The sequence below is a fragment of the Stenotrophomonas sp. NPDC077461 genome, assembly GCF_049545475.1.
Classification (GTDB): Bacteria; Pseudomonadota; Gammaproteobacteria; order Xanthomonadales; family Xanthomonadaceae; genus Stenotrophomonas; species Stenotrophomonas nematodicola.
This window is the reverse complement of record NZ_JBMWDO010000003.1, coordinates 392,497-419,003: the sequence shown is the minus strand read 5'-3', so window position 1 is coordinate 419,003 and position 26,507 is coordinate 392,497. Positions and strand designations below refer to the sequence as shown.

Here is a 26,507-nt window from a genome sequence, read left to right as displayed (position 1 = left end):
ATGGCATTTCTTGACCAGCATCCCGGTCTCGGCTTTCCCGCCGCGGCCGGTCTGGGGCTGCTTCTGGGCAGCTTCCTCAATGTAGTGATCCTGCGCCTGCCCAAGCGGCTGGACTGGCAGTGGAAGCGCGACGCCCGCGAAGTGCTGGAAGAGCCGGACATCTACGAACCGCCACCGCCAGGAATCGTGGTGGAGCCGTCGCACTGCCCGCACTGCAAGCACAAGCTGGCCTGGTACGAAAACATTCCGCTGTTCAGCTGGCTGGTCCAGCGCGGCAAGTGCCGCCATTGCCACGCGCCGATCTCGATCCAGTACCCGCTGGTGGAGGCGCTGACCGCGCTGCTGGTGGTTGCCAGCGTCTGGCAGTTCGGCTTCGGCTGGCAGGGCTTCGGCGCGATCGTGCTGACCTGCTTCCTGATCACCCTGTCGGGCATCGACCTGCGCACCCAGCTGCTGCCGGACCAGTTGACCCTGCCGCTGATGTGGCTGGGCCTGATCGCGGCCAGCGACAACCTGTACATGCCGGCCAAGCCGGCCCTGCTCGGCGCGCTGGCCGGCTACCTGTCGCTGTGGTCGGTGTGGTGGCTGTTCAAACAGCTCACCGGCAAGGAAGGCATGGGACACGGCGATTTCAAACTGCTGGCTGCGCTGGGCGCGTGGTGCGGACTCAAGGGCATCCTGCCGATCATCCTGCTGTCGTCGGTGGTCGGGGCGATCATCGGGTCGATCTGGCTGTATTCGCGTGGCCGCGACCGCGCCAGCCCGATTCCGTTCGGGCCGTACCTGGCCATCGCCGGCTGGATCGTGTTCTTCTGGGGCGAGCCGTTGATCAACGGCTACCTGAGCTACGCCGGCCTGCGTTGAGGGCCGGCCGATGAGTCGCTTCGTGGTGGGCCTGACCGGCGGCATTGCCGCCGGCAAGAGCGAGGTCAGCCGCCGCTTCGAGGCGCTGGGTGTGACCGTGGCCGATGCCGACCTGGCCGCCCGCGAGGTGGTCGCCCCCGGCAGCGAAGGCCTGGCCCGCATTGCGGCTCATTTCGGTGCGGACATCCTGTTGGCGGACGGTCAGCTCGACCGCGCCGCCCTGCGCGAGCGCATCTTCGCCTCCCCCCCGGCGCGCCAGGCGCTGGAGGCGATCACCCACCCGGCCATCCGCCAGCGGCTGCGCGACATCTGCGCACAGGCGCCCGGTCCCTACGCGATCGCGGCCATCCCGCTGCTGGCCGAAGCCGGCGGCCGCCAGCACTATCCGTGGCTGGACCGCATCCTGGTCGTGGATGTGCCGGCGGCGGTGCAGCACGCGCGGCTGATGCAGCGCGACGGCATCACCGCCGACCTGGCCGACCGCATGATCGCCGCCCAGGCCAGCCGTGACGCGCGCCTGGCGCTGGCCGACGACGTGGTGACCAATGATGGCCATCCGGACCACCTGCAGTCGCATGTGGAACGGCTGGACCGCCAGTACCGGACATTGGCCGAACGCCACGACTGATGCGGCCGCCCGGCAGCCGCGGTCCCCTCAGGCGTGGGTGGCCGGCGAGAAGGTCAGGGTCGCGATCACGCCACGCTCTTCGCCCGGGCGCACGCTGACCTGCCACCCGTAGAGGTCGCACAGGCGGCTGACGATCGACAGGCCGATGCCCCCGCCCTGCGAATGCCCCGCATGGGTGCCACGGTAGCCTCGCTGGAACAGGCGCTCGGCATCTTCCCGGCTCAGCCCCGGGCCACTGTCGATGACCTCCACGCTGTTGGCCAGGATGCGCACGCGCACGGCCCCTTCCTGCGAGTACTTCACCGCGTTCCCGATCAGGTTGCCCAGCGCAACCGACAGGGCCGCTTCAGGCGCGTCCACCACCAGCTCGTGGCCGCCTTCGAGGATCAGCTCCAGCGGCTTGCCGCCGAGCTGGGCACGGTGCGCGTCGAGCAGCTGCTCGGCGACACGCGCCACATTGCTGGTGCCCTGCCCGCGCTCGTTGCGCGACAGCAGCAGCAGCGAGCCGATCAGGTCGGTGCACTGCTGTTCGGCACGCTGGATGCGCTGCAGGCGCTGCAGCACCTTGTCGTCCAGCCCGGGACGGGCCAGCAGCAGCTCGGTGGCGCCACGGATCACCGCCAGCGGCGTACGCAGCTCGTGGCTGACGTCGGCGTTGAACTCCCGGTCGCGCTGCACCACTTCGGTCAGACGCGAGGAATAGTCATCCAGGGCCTGCGCCAACTGGCCCACCTCGTCGTCGGGGAAGCGCGGTGCCAATGGCTCCGGCTCGATCGTGCCGCCACGGTAGGACCGCAGCCGGGCGGCCAGGTCCGACACGGGCTTCATGACCTTCGACGCCGACCACCAGCCCAGCACCACCGACAACAGGCTGAACACCAGCACGGAAATCAGCAGCGCCCGTTTGAGCTGCATCTCGCCGCGCTGGGCCTGGGTCATGTCGTAGAGCAGGAAGAACCACTCGCTGTCGGTCTTGCGCACGGCCAGTTTGTAGGCAAACGGCTTGCCCTGGTCGTCGATGCCGGTGATGTTGTGGTTGCCATTGGGCAGCCGCGTCCACTCCGGGCGCTCCTGGCGGACACGGTCGAACTTGTCCTTGGGAAACACGTACGCCAGCATCTGTTCGACCGGCAGGTCCGGGCTGCGGCTGGGATCGGAATAGAACCGTCGTGCGTACTCGTCGACGTTGCGGTTCATCACGTCCTCGACCAGCTGGTTTTCCACGCGGCTGCGGGCCCAGTTGGTGGCGAACGCGAACAGCGTCGTCAGGCAGAAGCCCAACAACGCGAACGAAACGATGATGCGACTGCGCAGCCGCCGCCGGTACGGTGCGCGGCGGCGGCCCCCCTTGGCGCTCACCCGATCAGGCTTCCGGGGCGGCGATGCGGTACCCGATGCCGTGGCGGGTCTGGATCAGCGGCACCTCGAACGGCTTGTCCACCACGGCGCGCAGGCCGTGGATGTGCACGCGCAGCGAGTCCGAATCCGGCAGCTCCTCGCCCCACACGCGGGTTTCCAGTTCCTGGCGGGTGACCACGGCCGGCGCCGCTTCCATCAGCGCCTGCAGGATCTTCAGCGCCGTCGGGTTGAGCTGCAGCAGCTTGCCCTGTCGGCGGACTTCCAGCGTATCCAGGTTGTATTCCAGATCGCCGGTTTCCAGCACGCGGGTCTGCACGCCCTTGCCGCGACGCGACAGAGCGTTCAGACGGACCTCGACTTCCTGCAGCGCAAACGGCTTGATCAGGTAGTCGTCCGCACCGGAATCGAACCCGGCCAGCTTGTTGTCCAGCGAATCCCGTGCGGTGAGCATCAGTACCGGTGTCTGCTTGCGCGCTTCGTTGCGCAGTTTGCGGCAGACCTCGATGCCGTCCATCCCCGGCAGATTGAGATCCAGCACGATCGCATCGAACTCATGGACGACCGCCAGGTGCAGGCCGGTCACGCCATCGGCGGCGAAGTCCACGGTATGCCCGCGGTCTTCGAGGTAGTCGCCCAGGTTGGCGGCGATGTCGCTGTTGTCTTCAATTACAAGAATTCGCACTGTGACCTCTAATAAGAATAGTTGCCGACCCGTTGCGTCTTATCCATGCGACCTTGGGCCTGGGCCTTGATGCGCTCGCGCTGGGCAACGGTCATGCATTGGGTGACCGGCATGTTGGAGCCGATCGCCTTTTCACGCTTACATATTAGACGGCTATCTTCGCGCGCTTGTGTCAAAACGGTGTTTACTACCTGCTGATCGTTGAACAGCGCCATCCGCGCGCTCTCCGGCAGCGCCTTCTGCTCGGGGTACTGTTCGACCACGGCGCGCATACGCGTCAAGGCTTCGCGGACCCGGCTGCGCTCGGGCAGGGCCAGTTCGGCGTAGGTCTCGCCGTCGTTCAAGTCGATCTCGATCTTGGTGATCTGTTCAGACAACGGCTTGCCCGGCTCGAACACCTCTTTCTTCGGCGCCGCATGGGCGGTGGCGCCCATGCACATCAGCAGTACGGCCGTTGCCGCGACCCTCGTCATACCTTTCATGCCCAGCCATTCCTTGCTTGGAGTGAGCGCCGACTGTAGCCCCCTCGCCTTCACGCCAGCAAGTGCGCAACGACAGGGCATAAAAAGGCCCAGGCGGAAGCCGCCTGGGCCTGAAGGTGTTTCCCGATTACCGAATCCTGCTGAGGAGGGCAGAGCTGCGGTTCGACAGAGCCTACGCCGGGGTCGATTAAACCCGTGTTAAAAGCGTCACCGAGGCCCGCATTAATGTTCAAGCCTTTGAAGCGGAAGGCTTTTTCATCGACGCAACGTGGTCGATGATGCGTCCGGCCAGGTCGGTCTGGCAGATGGCTTCGATCCCTTCCAGCCCCGGGGTGGAGTTGACCTCCAGCACCAGCGGGCCGCGGCTGGAGCGGATCAGATCCACGCCGGCCACGCTCAGGCCGAGCGCCTTGGCCGAGCGTACGGCCACCTGCTGTTCGGCCCGTGTCGCCTTGGCCGCACGGGCACTGCCGCCCGCATGCAGGTTGGAGCGGAAGTCACCGTCCGGCGCCTGGCGCTGCATCGCGCCCACCACCTGGTCGCCTACCACCAGGCAGCGCAGGTCGGCGCCCTGGGCCTCGCCGATGAACTCCTGCATCAGGAAGTTGGCATACAAGCCGCGCAGCGCCTCGACGATGCCGCGCGACGCGCTGGCCTTCTCGGTCAGGATCACGCCCCGCCCCTGGGTGCCCTCGTTGAGCTTCACCACGTGCGGCGGCGGGCCGAGCATGGACAGCAGGTCCACGGTGTCGTCGGGGTTGTCGCCGAACACCGTCACTGGCATGTCGATGCCCTTGGACGCCAGTATCTGGTGCGCACGCAGTTTGTCACGCGCGCGCAGGATGGCATCGGACGGGTTGGGCGTACGCGCGCCCATCATCTCGAACTGGCGCAGCACGGCGGTGCCATAGCGGGTTACCGACGCACCGATGCGCGGAATCACCGCATCCACGCCGGTGATCGCCCGCCCCTTGTAATGCATGCTGAAACCGTCCGCCGCGATGCGCATGTAGCAGCGCAGCGGATCGAGCACCCGCACGGTATGACCACGGGCACGCGCCGCTTCGACCAGACGGCGGGTCGAGTACAGCTTGCTGTTGCGGGAAAGGATGGCCAGCTTCATGGTGGTGCGCAGGGAGGAAAGCGCGAAGCATAGCGCGCAGGCGATACGGCGCGATGACGGGCGGCCGGCGTCAGCCCTGTACGTCACGCGGCGCGGCCAGACCGGTGTTCGGCCTGCAGACTGCGTCATGCTGCGCGCTGGCCAGCCAGTCGAGGTTGGACCCTGCGGGAATGCGCGCCGCCGGTCCCTCGATCGTGGTGCGCTCCCAGCCGTCCGCACGTCGCCGTGCGGCATAACGCTGGTCCCACTGTCCGTTTTCCTCCCTCCGGTACATCGCGACGGTGCCGCGCCCGCAATCGGCCTCGACGCGGTAGGTGTTGTACCGCGGCACGCTTCCTTCCACGCGTCGCGTGCCATCGGGCAACGTGGTCCGCACCGTCACCGTCGCGAGCATGCCGGGTTCGGCCGGGAACTGATCCGCCGCCGGCAGCACCGCCCATGCCGGTGCAAGCATGACGGTGAACAACAGCGCCGGCAGATACACCAGGCGGGACGAGACGCGGACGACGCTCCGACGGATCATGAACAGTCCTTTTCAGATCGGGCAGACAGTATGACGGCGGCGGTCGGGGCGACCAACCGCAATGGCCGGCATCGACGCATGTATCGCTGCGCTGCAGTGACGCCTGGACGGGCTGGACGGACAGGACAGAGCAGCTTGGCGGCACGGCGCACGTTCAACGCCGCTGCGGCCTGCACCGCCGGCCCATTGCGGGCCGAGGCGGACATCTGGAGCGGGTGAAGGGAATCGAACCCTCGTCAGTAGCTTGGGAAGCTACAGCTCTACCATTGAGCTACACCCGCAGGATGTCCGGCAAGTTTATGCGCCGGACCGGTAAAAAGGCAACGGGCGGCACTGGGCCGCCCGTTGCGCTGCCGTTGTCCACGCGACTCGGCGGCGCGTGGACAACGGAGGTGGATCAGAAGCTGCCGCTGAAGCTGGCGAAAACGGTCGCGTCGCGGGCGCGCTTCTGCAGCGTGGTGGTGCTGATGCCGACATTGCTGTTCAAGCCGAACAGGGTCATGCGGGCGCCCATCACTGCGGTGGCGTAGTCCTTGTCGAACTCCAGACCCGGCACCTTGTACATGCCCACGTCCGGCATCGTCTGCAGCCAGGCGCTGGCCTGCTTGCCGTCCTCGAACTCGTGGTCGTAGGTGACCTGCAGGTACGGCTTGACGTTGCCGCCGTCGAAGCGTGCCTGCCAGCCAACGCGGCCGACGGTGGAATCCAGGTCCTGGTCGCCGTAGCCCAGCGCCGAGGCGCTGACGTTGCTTTCGGTGTAGCCGTCCAGCTTGACCTTCTGCCAGATCACCGCGGCCACCGGGCCGTGGCGGAAGCCACCTTCGTTGCCGAACTCGTAACCGGCATTCAGCGCGGCGGTCAGGTTGCTGCCTTCCGGCGACCCCTTGTGCTCGCGGGTGGCCGGGCCGAGGTGCAGCTTGCGGGTGACGTCGTAGTCCAGCCAGCTGTAGCTGACCTGGCCGTTGACCCAAGCGCGCTCGCCGTACCAGCCGGCGAACAGACCCACGGTGGTGTCGGACTGGGTGAAGTCGCCCTGGCTGTTGCCGAAGTCGGCATCCATGCGGCCGTAACCGGCGAAGCCGCCGGCAACCATGCCATCACGCGCCCAATCCACACCGAACAGGCCGGCCGGGGCCATGCCGTCGTACAGGTCGGCATGGGCGTAGCGCTGCATGTCACCGCGCAGGTTGCCCCACCAGCTCAGGCCGTCGGCCGGGCGGCCGCCGAGGTGCATGCTGACCTGGTCGGCGCGCGAACGGCCCACGGTCTGTGCCGAGTGGGTCAGGATCTGCTGCAGGCGCGGCGCTTCCAGGATGGACAGCGTGTAGGCGCCCAGCATGGCGTGGGTGGCCGAGGTCGGATGCACGCCGTCGGCGAACACGTAGTTGTTGGCTGCGTCCGGGTTGGCGTACGAGGTCGGGTTGCAGGTCAGCGACGAGGCCGTGGTGCACGCCGGGCTGGTCACGTTGATGAAACCGTAGGCGGCCGGGCTGGCGACGATTTCCTGCAGGATGTGGAAGGTGTCGACCGGGATCACCTGCAGGCCGGCGGCCTTCAGGCCACCGAACAGCGCATCGTTGTAGGCCTTGGCCAGAGCGGTGCCCTGCGCCATGCCGACGGCGCCGCCGGCACGGGCGGCCGGGGTCAGGCCGATGTCCGGCAGGGTCGGGACCACAATGTACTGCGCGCCGGCGCCCTTCAGGGTGGCGACGATGCCGACCTGGTCGGTGACTGCCGCACCCAGGGTGGCCTGCAGCGGTGCACCGCCCTGGATCGCGAAGATGTCGTTGGCGCCGCCCCACACGGTGTACAGGGCATTGGCGTCGGCCTTGCCGCCGTTGGCGGCCAGGTACTGCGCGGTCTGGGTCTTCAGCGAGTAGACCGGAATGGCCGGGGTCCCCGGTGCCAGGCTCTGGCTGACATCCACACCGACGCGCGCGCCGCCGATGGCGTAGTTGTCGCCGCCCTGGCCGTTGCCGTGTGCCGCGCCATTGGTGCCGTAGTAGTTGGACACGTACTGGGCGTAGGTCCAGCCCGGGTTGGTGGTGAACTGGCCGGTGACCGGCTGCACGCTGGCGGGCAGCAGCGGACGGAAGTAGCCGGCATCGGTCAGGCTGTCGCCGATGAACACGGTGCGGGAGTACGGGGACTGCGCCATTGCAGGCACGGCGGCCAGCGCGATGGCGACTGCCATCAGGGAACGCAGGGGGCGCTTGCTGATCAGCATGTAAAGCTCCTTGAGAGGTGGGAGGCCGGCGGCATACGCCAGCGCACGGTGACAATGGTTTCACTGCGCTTCGGCGACTTCACGCTGCGCCGCCGCATGAAGTCCCGCGCGCCGGCCGCATACCCTTGAGGGGCCTGCATCCCGGCACCGCGCACAGGGCCGGCAAGGGTACGCACTTGCCCCTCATTGGGGGACAATAACGACATGAACATCCAGCTCAACGGCGAATCCCGCCAGCTTCCGCACACTGCCACCGTCCTGGACCTGCTTCAGACCGAACACCTGGCCGAGCGCCGCGTGGCGGTAGAGGTCAATGGCCAGATCATCACCCGCAGCCGCCATGCCGGGCACGTGCTGCAGGACGGCGACGTGGTCGAGATCGTGCACGCGCTGGGCGGCGGCTGAGCACGCTGTGCAGCGGCCGCACGCCGGGCCAGCAGGGTCACGCGCGATAGGCGATAATTCGGCGATGAACGTACATGCCCCCTCCGACTCGCTGGTCATCGCCGGCAAGACCTATGCCTCCCGCCTGCTGACCGGCACCGGAAAGTTCAGGGATCTGGACCAGACCCGTGCAGCCACCGAGGCCGCGGGCGCGCAGATCGTGACCGTGGCGATCCGCCGCACCAACATCGGGCAGAACCCGGGCGAGCCGAACCTGCTCAACGTGCTGCCGCCGGACCGCTTCACCCTCCTGCCCAACACTGCCGGCTGCTACACCGCCGACGACGCGGTGCGCACCTGCCGTCTGGCGCGCGAGCTGCTGGACGGCCACAACCTGACCAAGCTGGAAGTGCTGGGCGACCAGAAGACCCTGTACCCGGACGTGGTACAGACCCTCAAGGCCGCCGAACAACTGGTCAAGGACGGCTTCGAGGTGATGGTCTACACCTCCGACGACCCGCTCCTGGCCAAGCGCCTGGAAGAGATCGGCTGCGCTGCGGTGATGCCGCTGGCCGCGCCGATCGGCTCGGGGCTGGGCATCCAGAACAAGTACAACCTGCTGGAAATCATCGAGAACGCCAAGGTGCCGATCATTGTCGATGCCGGCGTGGGCACCGCCTCCGACGCGGCGATCGCGATGGAACTGGGCTGCGACGGCGTGCTGATGAACACCGCCATTGCCGGCGCACGCAACCCGGTGCTGATGGCCAGCGCGATGCGCAAGGCGGTCGAGGCCGGCCGCGAGGCGTTCCTGGCCGGGCGCATCCCGCGCAGGCGTTACGCGAGCGCGTCCTCGCCGGTGGATGGGTTGATCGCCTGATGACCAATCCCTTTGACAGCGCCGGCGCCAAGGCGCCGCCCAAGCCCTTCACCGTCACCGAAGGCCGCCGCGAGGTGCGCAGCTTCGTGCTTCGCCAGGGCCGGTTCACGCCGGCCCAGCAGCGCGCGTTCGACGACCGCTGGCCGCGCTTCGGGCTGGACTTCACCGGTGAGCCCCGCGATCTGGACGCCACCTTCGGGCGCGATGCACCCAAGGTGCTGGAGATCGGCTTCGGCAACGGCGCCGCGCTGCGCTTTGCCGCCCAGCAGGACCCGAGCCGCGACTACATCGGGCTGGAAGTGCACGCGCCGGGTGTGGGCCGCCTGCTCAATGCGCTGGCCGACGACAACGCCGACCACGTGCGCCTGTACCACCACGATGCGGTGGAAGTGCTGGAGAAGGAAATCGCCGATGGCGCGCTGGATGAAGTGCGCATCTATTTCCCCGACCCGTGGCACAAGAAGCGCCACAACAAGCGCCGGCTGATCCAGCCGGCGTTCGCCGACCTGCTGGTGCGCAAGCTGCGCGTCGGCGGCCGCCTGCACTGCGCCACCGACTGGGAAGACTACGCCGAGCAGATGTGGGACGTGCTCGACGCCACGGCCGGGCTGAGCAACCGGGCCGGTCCGCGCGGCCAGGTCGACCGTCCCGAATGGCGCCCGCAGACCCACTTCGAGACCCGCGGCCAGAAGCTCGGCCACGGGGTGTGGGACCTGCTGTACGACCGTACCTGACCCGAGCCCAAGGAACCGCGCCACCTCATGGATACCGCGCTGACGCTGACCACGGACATGAAGCTCGTACTCGGGCTGGTCGGCTTCACGATGGCGATGTTCCTGTTCGAGCGCATCCGCGCCGACGTGGTGGCACTGGTGGTGCTGGTGGTGCTGGGCGTGACCGGCCTGATCGCGCCGGAGGAGATCTTCGGCGGCTTCTCCGGCAACGCGGTGATGAGCATCATCGCCACCACCATCCTGGGCGCGGGCCTGGACCGGACCGGCGCACTGAACCGGCTGGCCGCCTGGCTGCTGCGCCGCGGCCACGGCGTCGAGCAGCGTCTGCTGATGATGACCACCGCGATCGCCGGGTTGAACTCCTCGTTCATGCAGAACCCCTCGGTGATGGCGCTGTACCTGCCGGTGGCCTCGCGCCTGGCCGCACGCACCGGGCTGACCCTGCAGCGGCTGCTGCTGCCGATCTCGGCGGCAATCGTGATGGGCGGCGCGCTGACGATGGTCGGCAACTCGCCGCTGATCCTGCTCAACGATCTGCTGGCTTCGGCCAACAACAACCTGCCCTCCGGCCTGGCCACCATCGAACCGCTGCGCATGTTCGCGCCGCTGCCGATCGGCGTGGCGCTGCTGATCGCCTCGCTGCTGTACTTCCGCTATTACGGCGACCGCAAGCTGGTCGAAGAGGAATCGCTGGCCAACGACGGCGTGACCCCGGCGCGCACGGACAGCTACTTCGCCAAGACCTACGGCATCGAAGGCGACGTGTTCGAGCTGGTGGTCACCGCCGAAAGCCCGCTGGTCGGCATGACTCTGGGCGAAGCGGAGAACGTGCACGACGCCCCGCTGCTGCTGGCTCTGAAGACGGGCAACGACACCCGCCTGGCCCCGCCGGCGGAGATGCGCATCTGGGTGGGAAGCGTCCTCGGGGTGATGGGCGCCCGCCAGCAGGTCAGCGATTTCGCGCAGAACCAGTTCCTGCGCATGTCCTCGCGCCTCAAGCACCTGGGCGATCTGTTCAATCCCAGCCGCGCCGGCATCTCCGAAGCGGTGGTGCCGCCCACCTCGGATGTGATCGGCAAGAGCGCCTCGGACCTGCGCCTGCGCAAGCAGCGCGGCATCAGCCTGCTGGCGATCAACCGCGACAAGCAGGTGATCCGCGAGGACGTCCGCAACGTCGCATTGCGGGCCGGCGACATGCTGGTGTTCCACAGCATCTGGACCGACCTGGCGCAGGCCGCCAAGAGCCGCGACTTCGTGGTGGTCACCGACTATCCCAAGGGCGAGCAGCGCCCGCACAAGTTCAAGATGGCGATGGCGATCTTCGCCCTCACCATCCTCATCGCGCTGACTTCCAAGCTGCCGGTGGCGCTGACCCTGATGACGGGCGTGGCCGGCATGCTGCTCACCGGCGTGCTGCGCATGGACGAGGCCTACGCTGCGATCAACTGGAAAACCGTGTTCATGATGGCCGGGCTGATTCCGCTCGGCTGGGCGATGGACAGCAGTGGTGCGGCCGCGTGGGTCGCCGGACATACCATCGACCGCCTGCCCACCGGCATCCCGGTGTGGGTGCTGGAGATCGCGCTGGCGCTGCTGACCACGGTGTTCTCGCTGGTGATCAGCCATGTCGGGGCGACCATCGTGATGGTGCCGATCGCGGTCAACCTCGCGTTGGCCGCCGGCGGCAACCCCACCGCATTCGCACTGATCGTGGCATTGTCGGCGTCCAACAACCTGATGACCGCCTCCAATCCGGTGATTTCGATGATCACCGGCCCGGCCAACTACACACCGCGCGAGCTGTGGCGGGTGGGCGCGCCGCTGTCGTTGATCTATACCATCGTGGTGGTGGTGATGATCAACCTGATGTTCTGATCAGGCCAGCCACACCTGGCCGTCGCGCACCTGCAACGGCACCGCGCGCAGGTGATCGCCACGACAGGGGCCGGCCACGCAGTCGCCGGTGTCCAGCGAGAACGAAGCCCCGTGCGCGGCGCACACCAGATGCCCCTCGCGGCTCCTGAGGAACTGTCCCGGCGCCCAGTCGAGCCGACGACCCGCGTGCGGGCAGATGTTCAGCCAGCCGCGCACCTGCGCGCCGTCGCGGTACAGCACCACCGATTCGGCGTCGCCGTCGATGCAGGCCTCCACTTCGGCGAAGCCGGCGTCGGCAATGGCGTCCAGGGCAATCAGGGCGGTGTCGGGGGAATGCAGTTCAGGCATGTCGGATCGTGACCACGAAAGGCGGCCAGTGTCTCACGTCGTCATGTCGCTGGCTCCTGCATGAACCCAAGTCATTGATCTGAAACAGTTGAACGCTACGCTTAACGACTTTTTCACTCAATGACAGTGGCCACCGCAGATACTCAGCACTCGCTGACTTCAGCCAAGAAAACCGCCATGTACAGCCGCTTCTTCCAGTTCAACCAGTTCCGCTCCCTGTTTGCCCCGCGCAAGCCGCGTCACCCGTTGGTGCGCGTTGCGGTCGGCCTGCTGGGCCTGGCGATCCTGGCCGCATTGGTGTTCGTGGGCGTGTTCGTCGGTGCGGCGATGATCATCGCCGGCGTGGCGTGGAAGCTGCTTGCCCAGCGCAAGAGCGCTCGCCCGGCCCCGTCGCAGGTGATGGACGGTGAGTATCGCGTGGTGCGCAAGCCGGCCCTGCCGCTGTCGCGCTGATCCGCTGCACGGCCCGCACCTGCGGGCCTGCCCTGCCCTGACGCTGTCGACGTGCCACGCTTGGCATGGCACGTCGTGCACGCACGATCTAGACTGCCGCGACCCTTCCATGACAGGACGCGAGCATGACCGATGTAATCCCCACGCCCGTGCCGCCGCGCATTCCGGTTGCCGGCGGCGGAACGTTCCCGGTGCGTCGCATCTACTGTGTGGGCCGCAATTTCGCCGACCATGCGCGTGAGATGGGGGCAGCCGTGCCGGCCGCCGACGACCGCGGCCGCCCGATGTTCTTCAGCAAGCCGGCCGACGCGATCGTGGTCGGCCACGACGATGTGATCCCCTACCCGCCGGCCACCAGCGACCTGCACCACGAGGTGGAACTGGTTGTGGCCATCGGCCGCGATGCGCCGGCAGGCGTGCTGCCGGTGGAACAGGCCGAGGCGCTGGTGTTCGGCTATGGCGTCGGCCTGGACCTGACCCGTCGCGACCTGCAGGCGGCCGCCAAGGCCAAGGGCCACCCCTGGGACAGCGCCAAGGGCTTCGATCACTCCGCCCCGGTGAGCGAACTGGTGCCGGCCGGTGAAGTGGGCGATCTTGCCGCGCTCAATCTGTCGCTGGAAATCAACGGTGAGGTGCGCCAGCAGTCGCTGCTGGACCAGATGATCTGGAACGTGCCGGAAATCCTGCACGAGCTGTCCAAACTGTGGGCGCTGCGTGCGGGCGATCTGGTGTTCATGGGCACGCCTGCGGGTGTGGCCGCGCTGCACCCGGGCGATCGTTTCAGCGCGCGCCTGGAGAATGTCGCCGAACGCCACGGCGTCATCGCCGGATGACAACCGCTGCGTTACGCTGCGGCGTCCTTTGATCCCCCCGCGACAGGAGAACCCGATGGGAATGATTACCGAGTTCAAGGAATTCGCCATGCGTGGCAACGTCATCGACCTGGCGGTCGGTGTCGTCATCGGTGCCGCGTTCGGCAAGATCGTCACCGCACTGGTGGACAAGATCATCATGCCGCCGCTGGGCTGGCTGATCGGGCGGGTGGATTTCTCGCAGTTGGCCTGGACCTTGGCCCCGGCACGACCGGGAGCGGACGGCAAGGAAATTCCTGCAGTGGTGATCGGCTACGGCGATTTCCTCAACACGCTGGTGCAGTTCGTGATCGTGGCCTTTGCGATCTTCCTGGTGGTGAAGGTGATCAATCGCCTGGCCCGCAAGAAGGAAGCCGCCCCGGCCGCGCCGGCCGAAGAAGTGCTGCTGCTGCGCGAGATCCGCGACACCCTGAAAAAGTAAGCCGCACGCCGGCCAACGGCTGGTACCGACCGGCATCCGAAAGCCCCGCTCCGGCGGGGCTTTCGCGTAGGGCAAGCAGCGTCCGCCGGACCATGACCTCCCGCCCATGTGCCGGGCCGGCAGGCTGCTAAGCTCGGATGCTTCCGCCCCGTTTCCGGAGTTCGTCCATGCGTCGCCGCGTTCTTGCCATCGCATCCACCCTTGCCCTGCTGGCAGGGCCCGCCTTCGCCGCGCCGACGACTTTGCCGCCCGCGTCGCTGGCCACCGCCGCCGAGCTGCGCGAGCAGGCGCTGAAGGACGACACCGGCTGGAAGGTCGTGGAGTCGCTCACTACCGAGATCGGGCCGCGCATCGCCGGCAGCGAGGCCGACGCGCGCGCGGTGGCCTGGGCGGTGGCCAAATTCAAGGCGTTGGGCTTTGACAAGGTGTGGACCGAGCCGGTCACCTTCCCCAAGTGGGAGCGCCGCAGCGAGCACGCCGAAGTGACCGGTACGCACGCCCAGCCGCTGACCATCACCGCACTGGGCGGCAGCCCGGGCGGCACGGTCGAGGCCGAGGTGGTGCGCTTCGCCGACCTGGCCGCCCTTCAGGCGGCACCGGCCGGCTCGCTCACCGGCAAGATCGCCTTCGTTGATTACCAGATGACCGCGTACCGCGATGGCCGCGACTACGGCAATGGCGGCGCAGTGCGCAGCAAGGGGCCCTCCGAGGCGATCCGCAAGGGAGCGATCGGCTTTGTGATGCGCTCGGCGGGCACTGATTCACACCGCGTGCCGCATACCGGCATCACCCGCTTCGACGACGGCCTGACGCCGGTACCGGCGGCCGCCTTGTCGGTGCCCGACGCCAACCAGCTGGCGCGCCTGCTCGCGCTTGGCCCGACCACGCTCAAGATCAGCTTGGACTGCGGCTGGGATGGCAAGGCCACCTCATACAACGTGATCGGCGAGATCACCGGTCGCAGCCTGCCCAAGGAAGTGGTGGTGATCGGTGGCCACCTCGATTCCTGGGACCTGGGCACCGGCGCGGTCGATGATGGCGCCGGCGTGGGCATCACGATGGCCGCCGGCCACCTGATCGGCCAGCTCAAGCAGGCACCGAAGCGCACCATCCGCGTGGTGGCCTTCGCCAACGAGGAACAGGGTCTGTACGGCGGCAAGGCCTATGCGGAGGCGCACGCCAAGGACGTGGTCCGGCACCAGCTCGCCGCCGAAAGCGATTTCGGCGCCGGCCGCATCTACGCGTTCAACACCGGCTCACCGAACCCGGCCGAGTCGCGTGAGGCGACCCGGCAGATCGCCGAGGTGCTCAAGCCGCTGGGCATCGAGTATGCGCCGGACAAGGGCGGCCCGGGCCCGGACGTCGGTCCGCTGGCCGCCAAGGGCGGTGCATGGGCCTGGCTGGCGCAGGACGGCAGCGACTACTTCCACCTGCATCACACCGCCGACGACACGCTGGACAAGATCGACCCGGCCGCGCTGGCGCAGAACGTAGCCGCCTATACCGTCTTTGCCTACCTCGCGGCCGAGGCCGACGGCAGTTTCGGCAGCGAAGCCAAGCCGACCACGCCGCCGAACGAGTGACGGCCCGGTGCGGCGGCCCATGCTCGCCGCACCTCAAAAAAAAAGCCCGACCGCGAACGGTCGGGCTACCGGGATTGCATCACACCCCACGCGGTGAATGCCGCAGTCTTACGTACGTCCGGACAAGCGGATCGCCGCGCTGGGTGGGTGTCTCTCCTCACCTACGCAACGCAGCACCGCCGTCACACTGTGCGTGGAATGGAATCCACTTCACCATGCGAAAAGTCCGAATCGAATGTAGTCACAGCCAGTTCGGTGGAACCGATCACAACATGGAGCGGCGCGCTCGTGTGCGCTACCCGTAAAACAGGTGCCGCGATCACCCCTTGCGGCCGTACCAATGCGACAGCAGCACCGCCGTGGCCGAGGCCACGTTGAGGCTTTCCACGGCGCCACTGCCGGGAATGGAGACCTGCAGATCGCAGTCCTGCGCGAGGTCGCGGTCCATGCCCTCGCCTTCGGCCCCCATGACATACACCAGGCGCTCGGGCAGCGCGGCCGCGAACAGGTTGTCGCCACCGTCCACCAGCGTCGCCGCCAGCCCGAAGCTGGCAGCACGCAGCTGCGACATCGCCTGCGGCAGCTCCGGCAGGCGTACCAGCGGCACCGCTTCGGCGCCGCCTTCGGCCACGCGTGCGGCGGCACCGGACAGCGCCAGCGTCGCACCCGGCGGCAACAGCAGGCCGGCCACGCCAAAGTGCGCGGCCGAGCGCAGAATCGCGCCGAAGTTGTGTGGGTTGCCCACCCCGTCCAGCCACAGTGCCAGCACCGGGCCGCTCGTCGGCAGCGTGTCCAGCCACTCGGCCAGGGACAGCATCGGCGCACGCACCACATCGGCGACGACGCCTTCGTGGTGGGTGGTCGCGGCGAGCTTGTTGAGATCGCCCTCCTCCACCACGCGGTAGCCGACGCGGTTGGCCACGCACCACTTCAGCATCGGCTGCAGGCGCGGAATCAGCGACTCGGCCAGGTACAGCTTGCGCAGCGCCTGTGGGCGGCGCTCGAACAGCGCCTGCACGGCGTTCCAGCCGTACAGACGCAGTTCGTCATTGCCACGGCCCGGCGGCGGCGGGCTGCCGCCCTGCTCGCGCGGCGGCAGCGGGGTGGCCCGCGGCGGTCGCGCCGACGGGCGGCGGGCATTTTTCCAGGGATCATTCACTACGGGACTGCTCCAGCTTGCGTTGACGCCAGAAGTCGGCGTTCTTGATGCCCAGGGCATCGGGGTCGAAGATCGGGTCGAGGCCGAGCTTCTTCTGTCGTTCGTAATCGCGCAGGGCCAGCATGGCCGGCTTCTGCACGATCAGGATGGCAATGATGTTCAACCAGGCCATCAGGCCCACGCCGATGTCGCCCAGCGCCCACGCCAGCGTGGCGTTGTGGAACGCACCGAACACCACCATGCCGATGATGCCCAGACGCAGCAGCAGCACGGTGGCCGGGCGCTTGCGGTTGTGGTTGATGTAGCTGAGGTTGGTCTCGGCCATGTAGTAATAGGCCATGATCGTGGTGAAGGCGAAGAAGAAGATCGCCACCGACACGAACGACGCCCCCCACCCCGGCAGCACCGCTTCCACGCCCGCCTGCGCATACCCGGCACCTTCCGGGATACCGGCCAGGCCCTGGAAGATCGGCTCGGCACCGGCCACCGGGGAGTACACGTTGTAGGTGCCGCTGGCCAGGATCAGGAACGCAGTGGCCGTGCACACCATCATGGTGTCGAAGTAGATCGCGAAGGCCTGCACGTACCCCTGCTTGGCGGGGTGCGAGACCTCCGAGGCCGCGGCGGCATGCGGCCCGGAACCCTGGCCCGCCTCGTTGGCATAGATGCCGCGCTTGATGCCCCACTCCACCGCCAGGCCCATCATCGCGCCGAACGCGGCATGGGTACCGAAGGCGCTGTTGAAGATGATGCCGAACATGTCCGGCACGCGGTCGTAGTTGATGATCATGATGGCGATGGCCATCAGGATGAACCCGGCGGCCATGAACGGCACCACCACTTCGGCGAAGTTGGCGATGCGCTTGACGCCGCCGAAGATCACCACGCCCAGCAGCAGCGACACCACGATACCGATGCCAAGCTTCAGCGCCTGCGCCGATTCCATGCCCATCACCTGGCCGTCCAGCGGCCCGCACAGCGCACCGCCGCGGCAGGCATTGATGATGCTGTCGGCGATCGCATTGGCCTGCACGCCCGGCATCAGGAAGCCGGCAGCGATGATCGTGGCGCCGGCGAAGGCCAGCGCGTACCACTTCAGGCCCATCGCTTTTTCGATGTAATAGGCCGGACCGCCGCGGTAGCGGCCTTCGGCATCCTTGGTCTTGTAGATCTGCGCCAGGGTGCACTCGACGTAGGAGGTCGATGCACCAAGGAAGCCCATCACCCACATCCAGAAGATCGCGCCGGGGCCACCGAAGGCGATCGCGGTGGCCACGCCGGCGATGTTGCCGATGCCCATGCGCCCGGCCATCGACATGGCCAGCGCCTGGAACGACGACACGCCTGCGTCGGACTTCTCGCCCCGGACGGTCAGGCGACACATCTCGAAGAACCCGCGGATCTGCATGAACCGGGTGCGGACACTGAAGAACAGGCCAGCGGCCAGGCACACGAAGATCAGTGCCTTGCTCCAGATGATGCCATTGATGAAATGTACAGCTGCTTCCACGCGCTCTCTCCAGTCGGCGGAAAAAAGGAACGTCCCCGTCGGCTGGGAGGACCGGGTTGATTCTCCACGATCCGCGCCGGCCTGCGTAGTGGCAATTTCGATGAATGGGCGGTGGGCGCGGCCAGCAGGCCGCGCCGCTGCCTCAGGCGTGCCCGCCCACCGACGGGGTGTCCGCCTCCTGCCTGGCCAGCTCGCGCGCCACCGCTTCGGGTGAACGCGTGTAGGGGGCCAGCAGCGAGTAGAACGCGGGCACCACGAACAGGGACAGGAAGGTGGAGACGGTGACGCCGAAGATCACCACGATGCCGATGGTGCCGCGGCTGGCCGAACCGGGCCCGCCGGCGACCACCAGCGGGATCGCGCCGACCACGGTGGCGATGGAGGTCATCAGGATCGGGCGCAGGCGCACCATCGCCGATTCGACGATGGCCTGGTGCACGTCGCGGCCCTCGTCACGGAGCTGGTTGGCGAACTCCACGATCAGGATGCCGTTCTTGGCGGCCAGGCCGACCAGCATCACGATGCCGATCTGACTGAACAGATTGATCGTGCCGCCGCTGACGTACAGCCCCAGCAGCGCGCCGAGCACGCCCAGCGGCACAGTCAGCATGATCACCAGCGGGTGGATGAAGCTCTCGAACTGGGCGGCCAGCACCAGGTACACCACCAGCAGCGCCATCGCGAAGGTCAGCAGCACCGCGCTGCCGGCGTTCTGGTACTCGCGCGACTCGCCCTTCCAGTCGATCTGCGCATGCTGCGGCAGTTCCTCGCGGGCGGTCTGCTGGGCCCAGGCGATGGCCTCGCCCAGCGGATAGCCCGGCGCCAGGCCGGCGCTGATGGTGATCGAGCGCAGCCGGTTGAACCGGTTGAGGTTGCCGGCCTCGGCCACTTCGCTGAGCGTGACCAGGTTGGACAGCGGGATCAGCGCACCGTTGGCGGCCCGCACCCGGATCGCGGCCAGGTCGTCCGGCGAAGCACGACCGTCGCGGCCGGCCTGGACCAGCACGTCGTACTCTTCGCCGTTGTCGACGAAGGTGGTGACGCGACGCGACCCCATCATCGTCTCCAGCGCGCTGCCGATCGCGGTGACCGACACGCCCAGGTCGGCCGCACGCTGGCGGTTGATGTTGACCCGCATCTGCGGGCGGGTTTCCTTGTAGTCCGAATCGGCGCCGACCAGACCGGGGTTGTCGGCCATGCGCAGCAGCATGCGGTCCCGCCACTGGGCGATCTCGGCATACTCGGGGCCGCCGAGGACGATCTGGAACGGCTGGCCCTGGCTGCGCACCAGACCGCCGCCGACCTGGGTGCGCACGCGCACGCCGCGCAGGTCGTTGAGGTGGGTCTGCAGATCGGCCGCCACATCCGGGGTGGACACATCGCGCTGGCGCCACGGCTGCAGGAACACGCTGATGCGGCCGGTATGCATTTCCTCGCTGGCACCGAAGCCACCGGGGACGCGCGGATTGGCGCGCACGATCGGCTTGTCCTCGCCGACGAAGCCGGACACGATCTTCTCCACCTGCTGGACCTGGCCGACCGTGTAGTCGAAGCCGGCACCTTCGGGGCCATCGATCATGATCTGGAACGAGCCGCGGTCTTCGGCCGGCGCCAGCTCGGATGGCAGCAGCTTCAGCAGCGCCGCGCTGGCCAGCAGCGACAGCACCATCACCACGATGTAGATCCAGGTGCGCCCGACATGGGCGTCAAGCACCCGGCCGTACGCGGCCGACAGGCGGTCCAGGTTGCGGTTGATCACCCCATGCAGGCCGCGCGGCGGCTGGCCGGCATGCGGCTTGAGCAGCTTGGAGGCCATCATCGGGGTCAGCGTCAGCGACACGAACGCGGACAACGCCACGGCCGCCGCGAGCGCCACGGCCAGTTCGCGGAACAGGCGGCCGGTGTTGCCTTCGAGGAAGCCGACCGGCAGGAACACGGCTACCAGCACCGCCGTGGTGGCGATCACCGCGAAGGCGACCTGCGCGGTACCGCGTTTGGAGGCGACCAGGGGCGGTTCGCCGAGATCGATGCGGCGCTGGACGTTCTCCACCACCACGATGGCGTCATCCACCACCAGGCCGATACACAGCACCAGCGCCAGCAGGGTGAGCAGGTTGATCGAGAAGCCGAAGGCGTACAGCGCGATGAAGGCGGCCACCAGGCACACCGGCACCGTCACGGCGGGAATCAGTGCGGCGCGGAAGCTGCCGAGGAACAGCCAGATCACCGCCAGCACCAGCAGCATCGCCTCGACCAGCGTGGCGTACACGCGGTCCACCGCCGCTTCGATGAAGGTGGTGTTGTCGAAGGCGACGAAGATCCGCGTACCCTGCGGCAGCGTGCTGCCGATGCGTTCGGCTTCCTCGCGGGCCTCGCGCGCCACGTCCAGCGCATTGGCGGTGGAGGTCTTGACGATGCCCAGGCCGATGTTGGGCTCGCCATTGCTGCGGTAATAGGCGCGGCGTTCGGACGAGGCCAGCTCGATCCTGGCCACATCGCCCATGCGTACCACGTAACCGTCGGCGCCCTTGCCCAGCGGAATGCCGGCAAAGTCCTCGGGTTTGACGTAGTTGCGTTCCACGCGCAGGGTGAAATCGCGGTCAGCCGATTCAATCCGCCCCGCCGGCAGCTCCACGTTCTCGTTGCGCAGCGCGGTTTCGACATCGCCCACGGTCAGGCCGCGCGCGGCGAGCTGGTCGCGGTCCAGCCAGATCCGCATCGCATAGCGCTGGCGGCCGCCGATACGCACCTGCGCCACGCCGTCCAGGCTGGAGAAGCGGTCAACCACGTAGCGGTCGGCATAGTCGCTCAGTTCCAGCGTGTCCATCGTGGTCGAGCTCATGTTGAGCCAGATGATGGGGTCGGCGTCGCTTTCGACCTTCGCGATCTCCGGTGGCCGCGCCTCTTCGGGCATGCGGTCGGCGACCCGGCTGACCGCGTCGCGGACGTCATTGGCGGCCGCTTCGATGTCGCGGTTGGAGGTGAACTCGATGCTGACCTGCGCGCGGCCGTTGGAACTGCGCGCGTTGATGGTGTCGATGCCCTCGATACCGGCGAGTGCGTCTTCCAGCACCTGGGTGATGCGGCTTTCGATCACCGCCGCGGAGGCGCCGGTGTAGTCCACCGACACCGACACGATCGGCGGATCGATGGCCGGCAGCTCGCGCAGCGTCAGGCGGGTGAACGACATGATGCCCAGCACGACGAGCAGCAGGCTCATCACCACGGCAAATACCGGGCGCTGGATGGAGACGTCGGAGAGTTTCATCCGCCGGCGCCCGTCCGTGCGGCCGGTACCGGTGCCGCCACCGGGGCGGGAGCGGTGGCCGGCGCGGCGTCGTGCGCCTGCACCTTAAGGCCGGGGCGAAGCTTGCCGGTGCCGTCCACCACGATGCGGTCGCCGGCCTGGATGCCGCTGCGGATCTCGACCACGCCGGCGCGGCGGGCGCCGGTGGTCACATCGGTACGCTCCACGCTCTGGTCGGCCTTGACCCGGTACACGAAGGCGTCGCGGCCGACCTGGACCACGGCGATTTCCGGAATCACCAGGGCCTGGCGTTCCGGTCTGAACATGCGCACGTCCAGCAGCATGCCGGGACGCAGCGCATGATCGGCATTGATGAAGTCCGCGCGCACGGTGACCGCACGGGTGCCCGGATCGACACGGGTGTCGATGGTGGCCACCTCGCCGTCGAACGTGCGGCCGGGATAGGCCACGCTGGTGGCGCTGACCTTGTCGCCGGTGGTCAGCGAGGCCAGTTCGGCCTCCGGCACCTGGAAGTCCACGTGCATCCGCTCGATGTCATCCAGCGTGGCGATGGTGGTGGACGGCGTCACCAGTGAGCCGGCGCTGACCTGGCGGATGCCGAGCACGCCGGCGAAGGGCGCACGCACCCGGCGGTCGCCGATGTCCGACTGCATTTCACGCACACGTGCCTCGGCGGCATCGCGGATGGCGCGCTGGGTATCCAGCGTCGCGCTGGCCACCAGTTGCTGGGCAGCCAGTTCGCGCTGGCGCCTGTACAGCTGGTCGGCTTCGGCGAAGGTCGCCTGCGCCTGCAGCAGGGCCGCTTCCTGGGCCTGGCCGCGCAGGGTCACCAGCGGTGCGCCGGCGTTGACCTGCTGCCCGCTCTCGAAGTGCACCGTTTCGATGATCTCGCTGACTTTGGCGGTGATCGTCACCGACTCGCGCGCCTTGGCGGTGCCCAGCGCCTGCAGCGTGTCGCTCCATGCCGAGGGCTGCACCACCTGGGCCGTCACCGGCACGGCGTCGGCCTGCCGGCGTGCGGCCTCGTCTTTGCTGCCACAGCCGGCCAGGAAGGCCAGCCCGAGGCCAACGGCGATGCGCGCGGTGATGCGTCCCAACATGAAGAAAAATCCCGGATGTTCCACGACCGGCAAGTGTAGCCACGGGCTGTGTCAAGACATATGTGCCAAGCGTTTACCACGGGCTTCACATCGGTCGATGACAGGCGCAACGCCTTTCGTGCTGGGGCTTGCCACGCATGTAACGGCGTGTGTCAGCGCGTGTCGATTTGCGTCGCTGGACCCTCCGGAAGGGGGGCGCTCAGCGCCCCCCTCCTTCACGTACTCAGTAGCGGTAGTTCACCTTCATCCAGGCGGTGCGGCCCGGCTCATTGATGCGGACCGGATCGGCCGGGAAGCCGAAGTCGGCACTGCCGGCCAGATTCAGGTGCTCGCTGTAGGCACGGTCGAACAGGTTGTCGATGCCGGCGCTGAGCCGCAGTGCATCGCTGAGCCGGTAGCCGGCGTTGAGCGCCAGCGTGGCGAAGCCCGCGCTGGGGCCGAGGTCGCGGGCGACCACATTGCCCTGCCCCACCGCCACACGGTGCTGGCGGGTCACCGCCCGGCCCAGCGCGCCAACGCTCCAGCGCTCGCCTTCCCAGTTGGCGCTGAGCCGGGCTTCCAGCGGCGGCATCTGCGGCAGTGCGCCGCCGTTGGTGCGGTTCTCGCCCCAGGCGTAGGCCAGCGTGCCGCCGAGCTTCCAGCGTTCACCCAGCCGCACGTCCGCACCGGCTTCGGCACCGGCGATGCGCGCATCGATGTTGCCGGCCTGGGCCATGCTGCCCATCATGCCGCCCTCGTGGTAGGTGAACAGGATGTAGTCCTGCACCCGGCCCGCATATGCCGACACCCACGCCTCCAGGCGCTCGCTGCGGTACTGCAGGCCGAGGTCGAGCTGGGTGGTCTTCTCCGGCTGGATGCCGGCGAACGCGTTCGGCGCGTGCATCGGCCCCATGTCCGGCGAGAACAGTTCCCAGTAGTCCGGCATGCGCTCGCTGTGGCCGATGCCGGCGTACCAGGTCAGCGCCGGCGCGATGTCGCGCTCGATGCGCAGGAAGCCGCTGCCCAGGTCCTCGCGGCGGGTCTGCCCGGCGGTGGGATTGGGCATGCCCATCATGCCGGTGGTGGCGCGTTTGTCGGTGACCTCCGCCCGGTCGATGCGCAGGCCGCCAAGCCAGCGCTGCGTGGTGCCTTCGCCGAGGGTAATCTCGGTGAACGCGCCGCGCGTATCCAGGCGTGCATCGGTGCGCCAAGGCTGCAGTCGGTAGGTGTTGCGGCCCATCGCGTTGCGGCTGCGATGGCGGCTGTCCTGCGCATCGATGCCGGCAACGATGGCGATGTCCTGCCAGCGCCATTCCGAGGCGATGCGGCCACCGGTAGTGCGCCGGTCGACGTTGGAGCCCATCGGCATCGGCATGCTGCTGTCCGGGTTCGGCGTGCGCAGCGTGTAGTTGTCCATCACGTGGTCGGCGTCGTTGTAGTAGACGTTGGCCTGCAGCCTGTCCCACGCGCCGGGCAGGTTGTCCTTCTCGAAGCGGGCCGCGTAGCTGGTGCGTTTGAACGCCGCCCCGTCCATGCCGCGCCCGGCGTACCGCGCGATCGCGTCGCCGGTGCCGGCCGACAGTTCGAGCACGGTGTCGGCATCGGGCGTCCAGCCGATGGCGACGTCGCTGTTCCATTTGCGCCACTTCGACGGCACCACGTTGCCGTCGCCATCGGTGTAGTCGTCCGCTTCGGAGCGGTTGCCGTTGACCCGCACATAGCCCGCGCTGGCGCCGGCGGTGAGATCAAGCACCTGGTCATTGCGATTGCGCGAGCCGACCAGCGCGCTGGCATCCACATCGATCCCCGGCGTATCGAAGCGCGGCGTGTCGCGCTCGAAGCGCACCGTGCCGGCCGATGCCCCGGCGCCCCAACGCACACTCTGCGGGCCCTTGATGATGGTCAGCCGGTCGAAGGTTTCCGGCGCGATGTAGGACAGCGGATTGTCCATCCGCGACGGGCACGCACCGATCAGGTTGCCCTCGTTGCTGACGATGTTCAGGCGCGAACCGAACATGCCGCGCAGCACCGGGTCGCCGTTGGTACCGCCGTTGCGGATGGCCGAGAAGCCGGGAACGGTCTTGAGGTAGTCGGCACCGTCGCTGGCCGGCACCGGCTGGCGTGGCAGCCGGGGGTCGGTGACCCAGTGCAGCGGCGAGGACGGCGCACTGGCGGTGACCACCAGGGTGTCCAGGGTACGGGCGGTATCGCGCTCGGCGGCGTGCAGTGGCAGTGCGGCCAGCGCAAGGGACAGGGAAACAGACAGGCGCGTCGATGCGCCCGCGCTGCGGGAGGAAGCGATCATGGTGGAACTCCGGAAAACGCACAGGCGCGCGGCGCCATCACGGCGTCGCGCAGCAGGAAGAGAGAGAGGATGGATCTCAGGCGTTCAACGGCGGGCCGCGGGCCGCATGCGCGGGCCAGCGCAGGCTCCGCGGGGCGGCGACCGCACGCAGGACACGCGGCGCGATGACCGGCAGTGCCGGCAGCAACAGCACCAGCACCGCCAGCCACGGCATCAGCCGTGAGGCCATCATGCAGTACTCGCACGCCTCGCCATGCCCGGCGTGTTCGCCCAGCGGTGGCACAACCGGCGTGGCCGGGGTGGCATGGGCGTCGCCGTGCGGGGCGTGGGTAGCCATGTCGTGGCCGGGCATCGCGTGGCCGGCCATTGCGTGGCCGGCATGGGGATCGACGGCGGCAGCGATCGGCAGCGGATGGGCCATGCCCATCGGCATCGCCATCACCGGCGCATCGGCATGGGCCTGCTGCCAGCGGCTCACCAGCGGCGCCAGCGCCATCAGCAGGGTCGCCACGAAAGCGAGCTGCAGAAAGAAGGCGTACGGGCGGCGACGACGGTTCACCGCATCAGTGTAGACCGCGCTCCAGGGTTGGCCGTGCGACGAACCGTCGCAGGCACTCGTGCCGACGCCCGGGTCGGCCCTCACCGATCACACGGTGATGGTCTGGGTCAGCGACTCCCAGGTGGGCGGCAGCGGCCAGTTGGCCTCCTGGTTGCCGTCGATCACACGGCGCAGGTCGCGGGTATCGATCTGCGGAGCGAGCACGTGCACCAGCTCCAGCGCGTAGTCGCGCAGCACACGGTCGCGCGGCAGGACGGCCCAGGCGATGCACTCGTCGATCGGCGCCGGGGCGGGCCAGGCGCGCAGGTCCTCATCACTGGCATTGACCGCCATCTCCGCCAGCAGGCCCACGCCCAGGCCGGTGCGGACGTAGGTCTTGATCAGATCCGCGTCGAGCGCGGTCAAGGCGATGTCCGGGGTCAGCCCGGCGCTGGCGAAGGCCCGCTGCAGGGACGAGCTGCCCCGGGTGGACGATTCGTAGCTGATCAGCGGATGGGTGGCGAGCGCCTGCAGGTCCGGCGCGGCGCCGGGACGGTCAAGCGCGTGCCCGCGCGGCACCAGCACCAGCCGACGCCAGCGGTACAGCGGAATGGCGATGCCGGCACTGGGCTCGGCCCCGGCCGTGGAAATGATCGCGATGTCCGCATCGCCCTGGCTCAGCAGGTCCAGCGCATCGCTTTCGGCGGCCTGCTGCAGATGCACGCTGACCTGCGGGTAGGCCTGTTTGATCCGCGCCACCGCCGGCGGCAGCACGAAACGCGCCTGGGTGTGGGTGGTGGTGAGGATCAGCTGGCCCTGGCTCTCGCGGCGCTGGTTGGCCGCATAGGTGCGGATGTTGTTGGCCTCGGACAGCACCGCCCGGGCGCGGCCGATCACCTCGACGCCGGCCGGCGTCACCGCTTCCAGGCTGCGGCCCTTGCGCACGAAGAGCAGGAAGCCAAGCTCGTCCTCCAGCTGTTTGAGCTGCTTGGACAGGCCGGGCTGGGTGGCGTGCACGCGCGAGGCCGCCAGCGTGATGTTCAGCTCGGCGTCGGCGATGGCCACCAGGTAACGGAGTTGGGTGAGCGTCATGGGCGTGCGGTGCCGCTGGCGGAAAGGAGGCAATCCGACTGTAGGGCAATTGCCATCACCAGCTTATAACCAAACGTTGTTTAAGAAGGGTATCAGGTCATTTCCCGGCGTCATATGC

General features: G+C 68.0%; 24 protein-coding genes and 1 tRNA gene. 10 read left to right on the top strand and 15 right to left on the bottom strand.

Annotated features, from left to right (window positions below; translation table 11 throughout):
* Positions 1–864, top strand: a complete 864-nt coding sequence (locus ACPEH8_RS08470) for a prepilin peptidase (protein ID WP_017356176.1) — start codon at positions 1–3, stop codon at positions 862–864.
* 10 nt (positions 865–874) lie between these two features.
* The gene (gene coaE / locus ACPEH8_RS08465; protein WP_313160861.1) at positions 875–1,492 is read left to right on the top strand and encodes a dephospho-CoA kinase; all 618 of its coding nucleotides are present in this window, start codon (positions 875–877) and stop codon (positions 1,490–1,492) included.
* 27 nt (positions 1,493–1,519) lie between these two features.
* Here coaE and ACPEH8_RS08460 read toward each other — a convergent pair whose 3' ends face one another.
* The 7 genes from ACPEH8_RS08460 to ACPEH8_RS08430 all read right to left on the bottom strand — a co-directional run bounded on the left by ACPEH8_RS08460 (position 1,520) and on the right by ACPEH8_RS08430 (position 7,888).
* The gene (locus tag ACPEH8_RS08460; protein ID WP_017356178.1) at positions 1,520–2,851 is read right to left on the bottom strand and encodes a sensor histidine kinase; all 1,332 of its coding nucleotides are present in this window, start codon (positions 2,849–2,851) and stop codon (positions 1,520–1,522) included.
* A gap of 4 nt (positions 2,852–2,855) precedes the next feature.
* Positions 2,856–3,533, bottom strand: a complete 678-nt coding sequence (locus tag ACPEH8_RS08455) for a response regulator transcription factor (protein WP_017356179.1) — start codon at positions 3,531–3,533, stop codon at positions 2,856–2,858.
* Between the two features lie 8 nt (positions 3,534–3,541).
* Positions 3,542–4,015 carry a hypothetical protein gene (locus ACPEH8_RS08450; RefSeq protein ID WP_229296480.1) on the bottom strand — a complete coding sequence of 158 codons (474 nt, stop codon included), beginning with the start codon at positions 4,013–4,015 and terminating at the stop codon, positions 3,542–3,544.
* 229 nt (positions 4,016–4,244) lie between these two features.
* Positions 4,245–5,138, bottom strand: a complete 894-nt coding sequence (gene rimK, locus ACPEH8_RS08445; RefSeq protein WP_017356181.1) for a 30S ribosomal protein S6--L-glutamate ligase — start codon at positions 5,136–5,138, stop codon at positions 4,245–4,247.
* Positions 5,139–5,208: 70 nt separating this feature from the next.
* Positions 5,209–5,661 carry a hypothetical protein gene (locus tag ACPEH8_RS08440; RefSeq protein WP_136003008.1) on the bottom strand — a complete coding sequence of 151 codons (453 nt, stop codon included), beginning with the start codon at positions 5,659–5,661 and terminating at the stop codon, positions 5,209–5,211.
* A 207-nt stretch (positions 5,662–5,868) separates the two neighbouring features.
* A tRNA-Gly gene (locus ACPEH8_RS08435) sits at positions 5,869–5,942 on the bottom strand.
* A gap of 116 nt (positions 5,943–6,058) precedes the next feature.
* Positions 6,059–7,888, bottom strand: coding sequence for an autotransporter domain-containing esterase (locus tag ACPEH8_RS08430; RefSeq protein ID WP_017356183.1), 1,830 nt, complete (start codon positions 7,886–7,888; stop codon positions 6,059–6,061).
* Between the two features lie 204 nt (positions 7,889–8,092).
* Between ACPEH8_RS08430 and thiS the strand changes: the two genes are divergently transcribed.
* The 4 genes from thiS to ACPEH8_RS08410 all read left to right on the top strand — a co-directional run bounded on the left by thiS (position 8,093) and on the right by ACPEH8_RS08410 (position 11,761).
* The gene (gene thiS / locus ACPEH8_RS08425) at positions 8,093–8,293 is read left to right on the top strand and encodes a sulfur carrier protein ThiS (protein ID WP_017356184.1); all 201 of its coding nucleotides are present in this window, start codon (positions 8,093–8,095) and stop codon (positions 8,291–8,293) included.
* A gap of 64 nt (positions 8,294–8,357) precedes the next feature.
* Positions 8,358–9,152, top strand: a complete 795-nt coding sequence (locus ACPEH8_RS08420) for a thiazole synthase (protein ID WP_423666495.1) — start codon at positions 8,358–8,360, stop codon at positions 9,150–9,152.
* Positions 9,152–9,886: a tRNA (guanosine(46)-N7)-methyltransferase TrmB gene (gene trmB / locus ACPEH8_RS08415; RefSeq protein ID WP_017356186.1), complete on the top strand. Its 735-nt coding sequence runs from the start codon at positions 9,152–9,154 to the stop codon at positions 9,884–9,886. The genes ACPEH8_RS08420 and trmB overlap by 1 nt, the downstream gene beginning before the upstream one ends.
* Positions 9,887–9,913: 27 nt before the next feature.
* Complete coding sequence (locus ACPEH8_RS08410) at positions 9,914–11,761, top strand: SLC13 family permease (protein WP_017356187.1); 1,848 nt, start codon at positions 9,914–9,916, stop codon at positions 11,759–11,761.
* Here ACPEH8_RS08410 and ACPEH8_RS08405 read toward each other — a convergent pair whose 3' ends face one another.
* A complete protein-coding gene (locus ACPEH8_RS08405; RefSeq protein WP_017356188.1) occupies positions 11,762–12,109 on the bottom strand; it encodes a Rieske (2Fe-2S) protein in 348 nt (115 codons plus the stop codon). It abuts the gene before it with no gap.
* A 177-nt stretch (positions 12,110–12,286) separates the two neighbouring features.
* On the opposite strand from ACPEH8_RS08405, the gene ACPEH8_RS08400 reads away from it, so the two are divergent.
* The 4 genes from ACPEH8_RS08400 (at position 12,287) to ACPEH8_RS08385 (ending at position 15,438) form a co-directional block, all read left to right on the top strand.
* A complete protein-coding gene (locus ACPEH8_RS08400) occupies positions 12,287–12,562 on the top strand; it encodes a hypothetical protein (protein WP_017356189.1) in 276 nt (91 codons plus the stop codon).
* 125 nt (positions 12,563–12,687) lie between these two features.
* The gene (locus ACPEH8_RS08395) at positions 12,688–13,395 is read left to right on the top strand and encodes a fumarylacetoacetate hydrolase family protein (protein ID WP_136003007.1); all 708 of its coding nucleotides are present in this window, start codon (positions 12,688–12,690) and stop codon (positions 13,393–13,395) included.
* A gap of 55 nt (positions 13,396–13,450) precedes the next feature.
* A complete protein-coding gene (gene mscL, locus ACPEH8_RS08390; RefSeq protein ID WP_017356191.1) occupies positions 13,451–13,855 on the top strand; it encodes a large-conductance mechanosensitive channel protein MscL in 405 nt (134 codons plus the stop codon).
* Between the two features lie 167 nt (positions 13,856–14,022).
* Complete coding sequence (locus ACPEH8_RS08385; protein ID WP_136003006.1) at positions 14,023–15,438, top strand: M28 family peptidase; 1,416 nt, start codon at positions 14,023–14,025, stop codon at positions 15,436–15,438.
* A 319-nt stretch (positions 15,439–15,757) separates the two neighbouring features.
* Here the strand turns inward: ACPEH8_RS08385 and ACPEH8_RS08380 are convergent, their stop codons facing one another.
* The 7 genes from ACPEH8_RS08380 to ACPEH8_RS08350 form a co-directional block, all read right to left on the bottom strand.
* Positions 15,758–16,597, bottom strand: a complete 840-nt coding sequence (locus ACPEH8_RS08380; protein ID WP_423666493.1) for a TrmH family RNA methyltransferase — start codon at positions 16,595–16,597, stop codon at positions 15,758–15,760.
* Entirely contained in the window at positions 16,590–18,107 is a 1,518-nt protein-coding gene (locus ACPEH8_RS08375) for an alanine/glycine:cation symporter family protein (protein ID WP_136003004.1), read from the bottom strand. The genes ACPEH8_RS08380 and ACPEH8_RS08375 overlap by 8 nt, the downstream gene beginning before the upstream one ends.
* A 142-nt stretch (positions 18,108–18,249) precedes the next feature.
* Positions 18,250–21,375, bottom strand: coding sequence for an efflux RND transporter permease subunit (locus ACPEH8_RS08370; protein ID WP_026071006.1), 3,126 nt, complete (start codon positions 21,373–21,375; stop codon positions 18,250–18,252).
* Positions 21,372–22,475 (bottom strand): efflux RND transporter periplasmic adaptor subunit, encoded by a 1,104-nt coding sequence (locus tag ACPEH8_RS08365; protein WP_136003002.1) that lies wholly within the window; start codon positions 22,473–22,475, stop codon positions 21,372–21,374. The genes ACPEH8_RS08370 and ACPEH8_RS08365 overlap by 4 nt, the downstream gene beginning before the upstream one ends.
* Positions 22,476–22,698: 223 nt before the next feature.
* Positions 22,699–24,759 carry a TonB-dependent copper receptor gene (locus ACPEH8_RS08360; RefSeq protein ID WP_153164704.1) on the bottom strand — a complete coding sequence of 687 codons (2,061 nt, stop codon included), beginning with the start codon at positions 24,757–24,759 and terminating at the stop codon, positions 22,699–22,701.
* A 76-nt stretch (positions 24,760–24,835) separates the two neighbouring features.
* Positions 24,836–25,318, bottom strand: a complete 483-nt coding sequence (locus ACPEH8_RS08355) for a hypothetical protein (RefSeq protein WP_423666491.1) — start codon at positions 25,316–25,318, stop codon at positions 24,836–24,838.
* Between the two features lie 87 nt (positions 25,319–25,405).
* A complete protein-coding gene (locus tag ACPEH8_RS08350; protein WP_017356573.1) occupies positions 25,406–26,389 on the bottom strand; it encodes a LysR family transcriptional regulator in 984 nt (327 codons plus the stop codon).
* Positions 26,390–26,507 lie beyond the last annotated feature (118 nt).

Excerpts from the sequence above, each read along its gene's own strand:
- rimK (WP_017356181.1), bottom strand. The coding sequence starts at position 5,138 with ATGAAGCTGGCCATCCTTTCCCGCAACAGCAAGCTGTACTCGACCCGC.
- ACPEH8_RS08410 (WP_017356187.1), top strand. The coding sequence starts at position 9,914 with ATGGATACCGCGCTGACGCTGACCACGGACATGAAGCTCGTACTCGGG.
- ACPEH8_RS08365 (WP_136003002.1), bottom strand. The coding sequence starts at position 22,475 with ATGTTGGGACGCATCACCGCGCGCATCGCCGTTGGCCTCGGGCTGGCC.
- ACPEH8_RS08395 (WP_136003007.1), top strand. The coding sequence starts at position 12,688 with ATGACCGATGTAATCCCCACGCCCGTGCCGCCGCGCATTCCGGTTGCC.
- ACPEH8_RS08420 (WP_423666495.1), top strand. The coding sequence starts at position 8,358 with ATGAACGTACATGCCCCCTCCGACTCGCTGGTCATCGCCGGCAAGACC.
- ACPEH8_RS08450 (WP_229296480.1), bottom strand. The coding sequence starts at position 4,015 with ATGAAAGGTATGACGAGGGTCGCGGCAACGGCCGTACTGCTGATGTGC.
- ACPEH8_RS08440 (WP_136003008.1), bottom strand. The coding sequence starts at position 5,661 with ATGATCCGTCGGAGCGTCGTCCGCGTCTCGTCCCGCCTGGTGTATCTG.
- ACPEH8_RS08385 (WP_136003006.1), top strand. The coding sequence starts at position 14,023 with ATGCGTCGCCGCGTTCTTGCCATCGCATCCACCCTTGCCCTGCTGGCA.
- coaE (WP_313160861.1), top strand. The coding sequence starts at position 875 with ATGAGTCGCTTCGTGGTGGGCCTGACCGGCGGCATTGCCGCCGGCAAG.
- mscL (WP_017356191.1), top strand. The coding sequence starts at position 13,451 with ATGGGAATGATTACCGAGTTCAAGGAATTCGCCATGCGTGGCAACGTC.
- trmB (WP_017356186.1), top strand. The coding sequence starts at position 9,152 with ATGACCAATCCCTTTGACAGCGCCGGCGCCAAGGCGCCGCCCAAGCCC.
- ACPEH8_RS08400 (WP_017356189.1), top strand. The coding sequence starts at position 12,287 with ATGTACAGCCGCTTCTTCCAGTTCAACCAGTTCCGCTCCCTGTTTGCC.
- ACPEH8_RS08430 (WP_017356183.1), bottom strand. The coding sequence starts at position 7,888 with ATGCTGATCAGCAAGCGCCCCCTGCGTTCCCTGATGGCAGTCGCCATC.
- ACPEH8_RS08350 (WP_017356573.1), bottom strand. The coding sequence starts at position 26,389 with ATGACGCTCACCCAACTCCGTTACCTGGTGGCCATCGCCGACGCCGAG.
- thiS (WP_017356184.1), top strand. The coding sequence starts at position 8,093 with ATGAACATCCAGCTCAACGGCGAATCCCGCCAGCTTCCGCACACTGCC.
- ACPEH8_RS08470 (WP_017356176.1), top strand. The coding sequence starts at position 1 with ATGGCATTTCTTGACCAGCATCCCGGTCTCGGCTTTCCCGCCGCGGCC.
- ACPEH8_RS08360 (WP_153164704.1), bottom strand. The coding sequence starts at position 24,759 with ATGATCGCTTCCTCCCGCAGCGCGGGCGCATCGACGCGCCTGTCTGTT.
- ACPEH8_RS08370 (WP_026071006.1), bottom strand. The coding sequence starts at position 21,375 with ATGAAACTCTCCGACGTCTCCATCCAGCGCCCGGTATTTGCCGTGGTG.
- ACPEH8_RS08405 (WP_017356188.1), bottom strand. The coding sequence starts at position 12,109 with ATGCCTGAACTGCATTCCCCCGACACCGCCCTGATTGCCCTGGACGCC.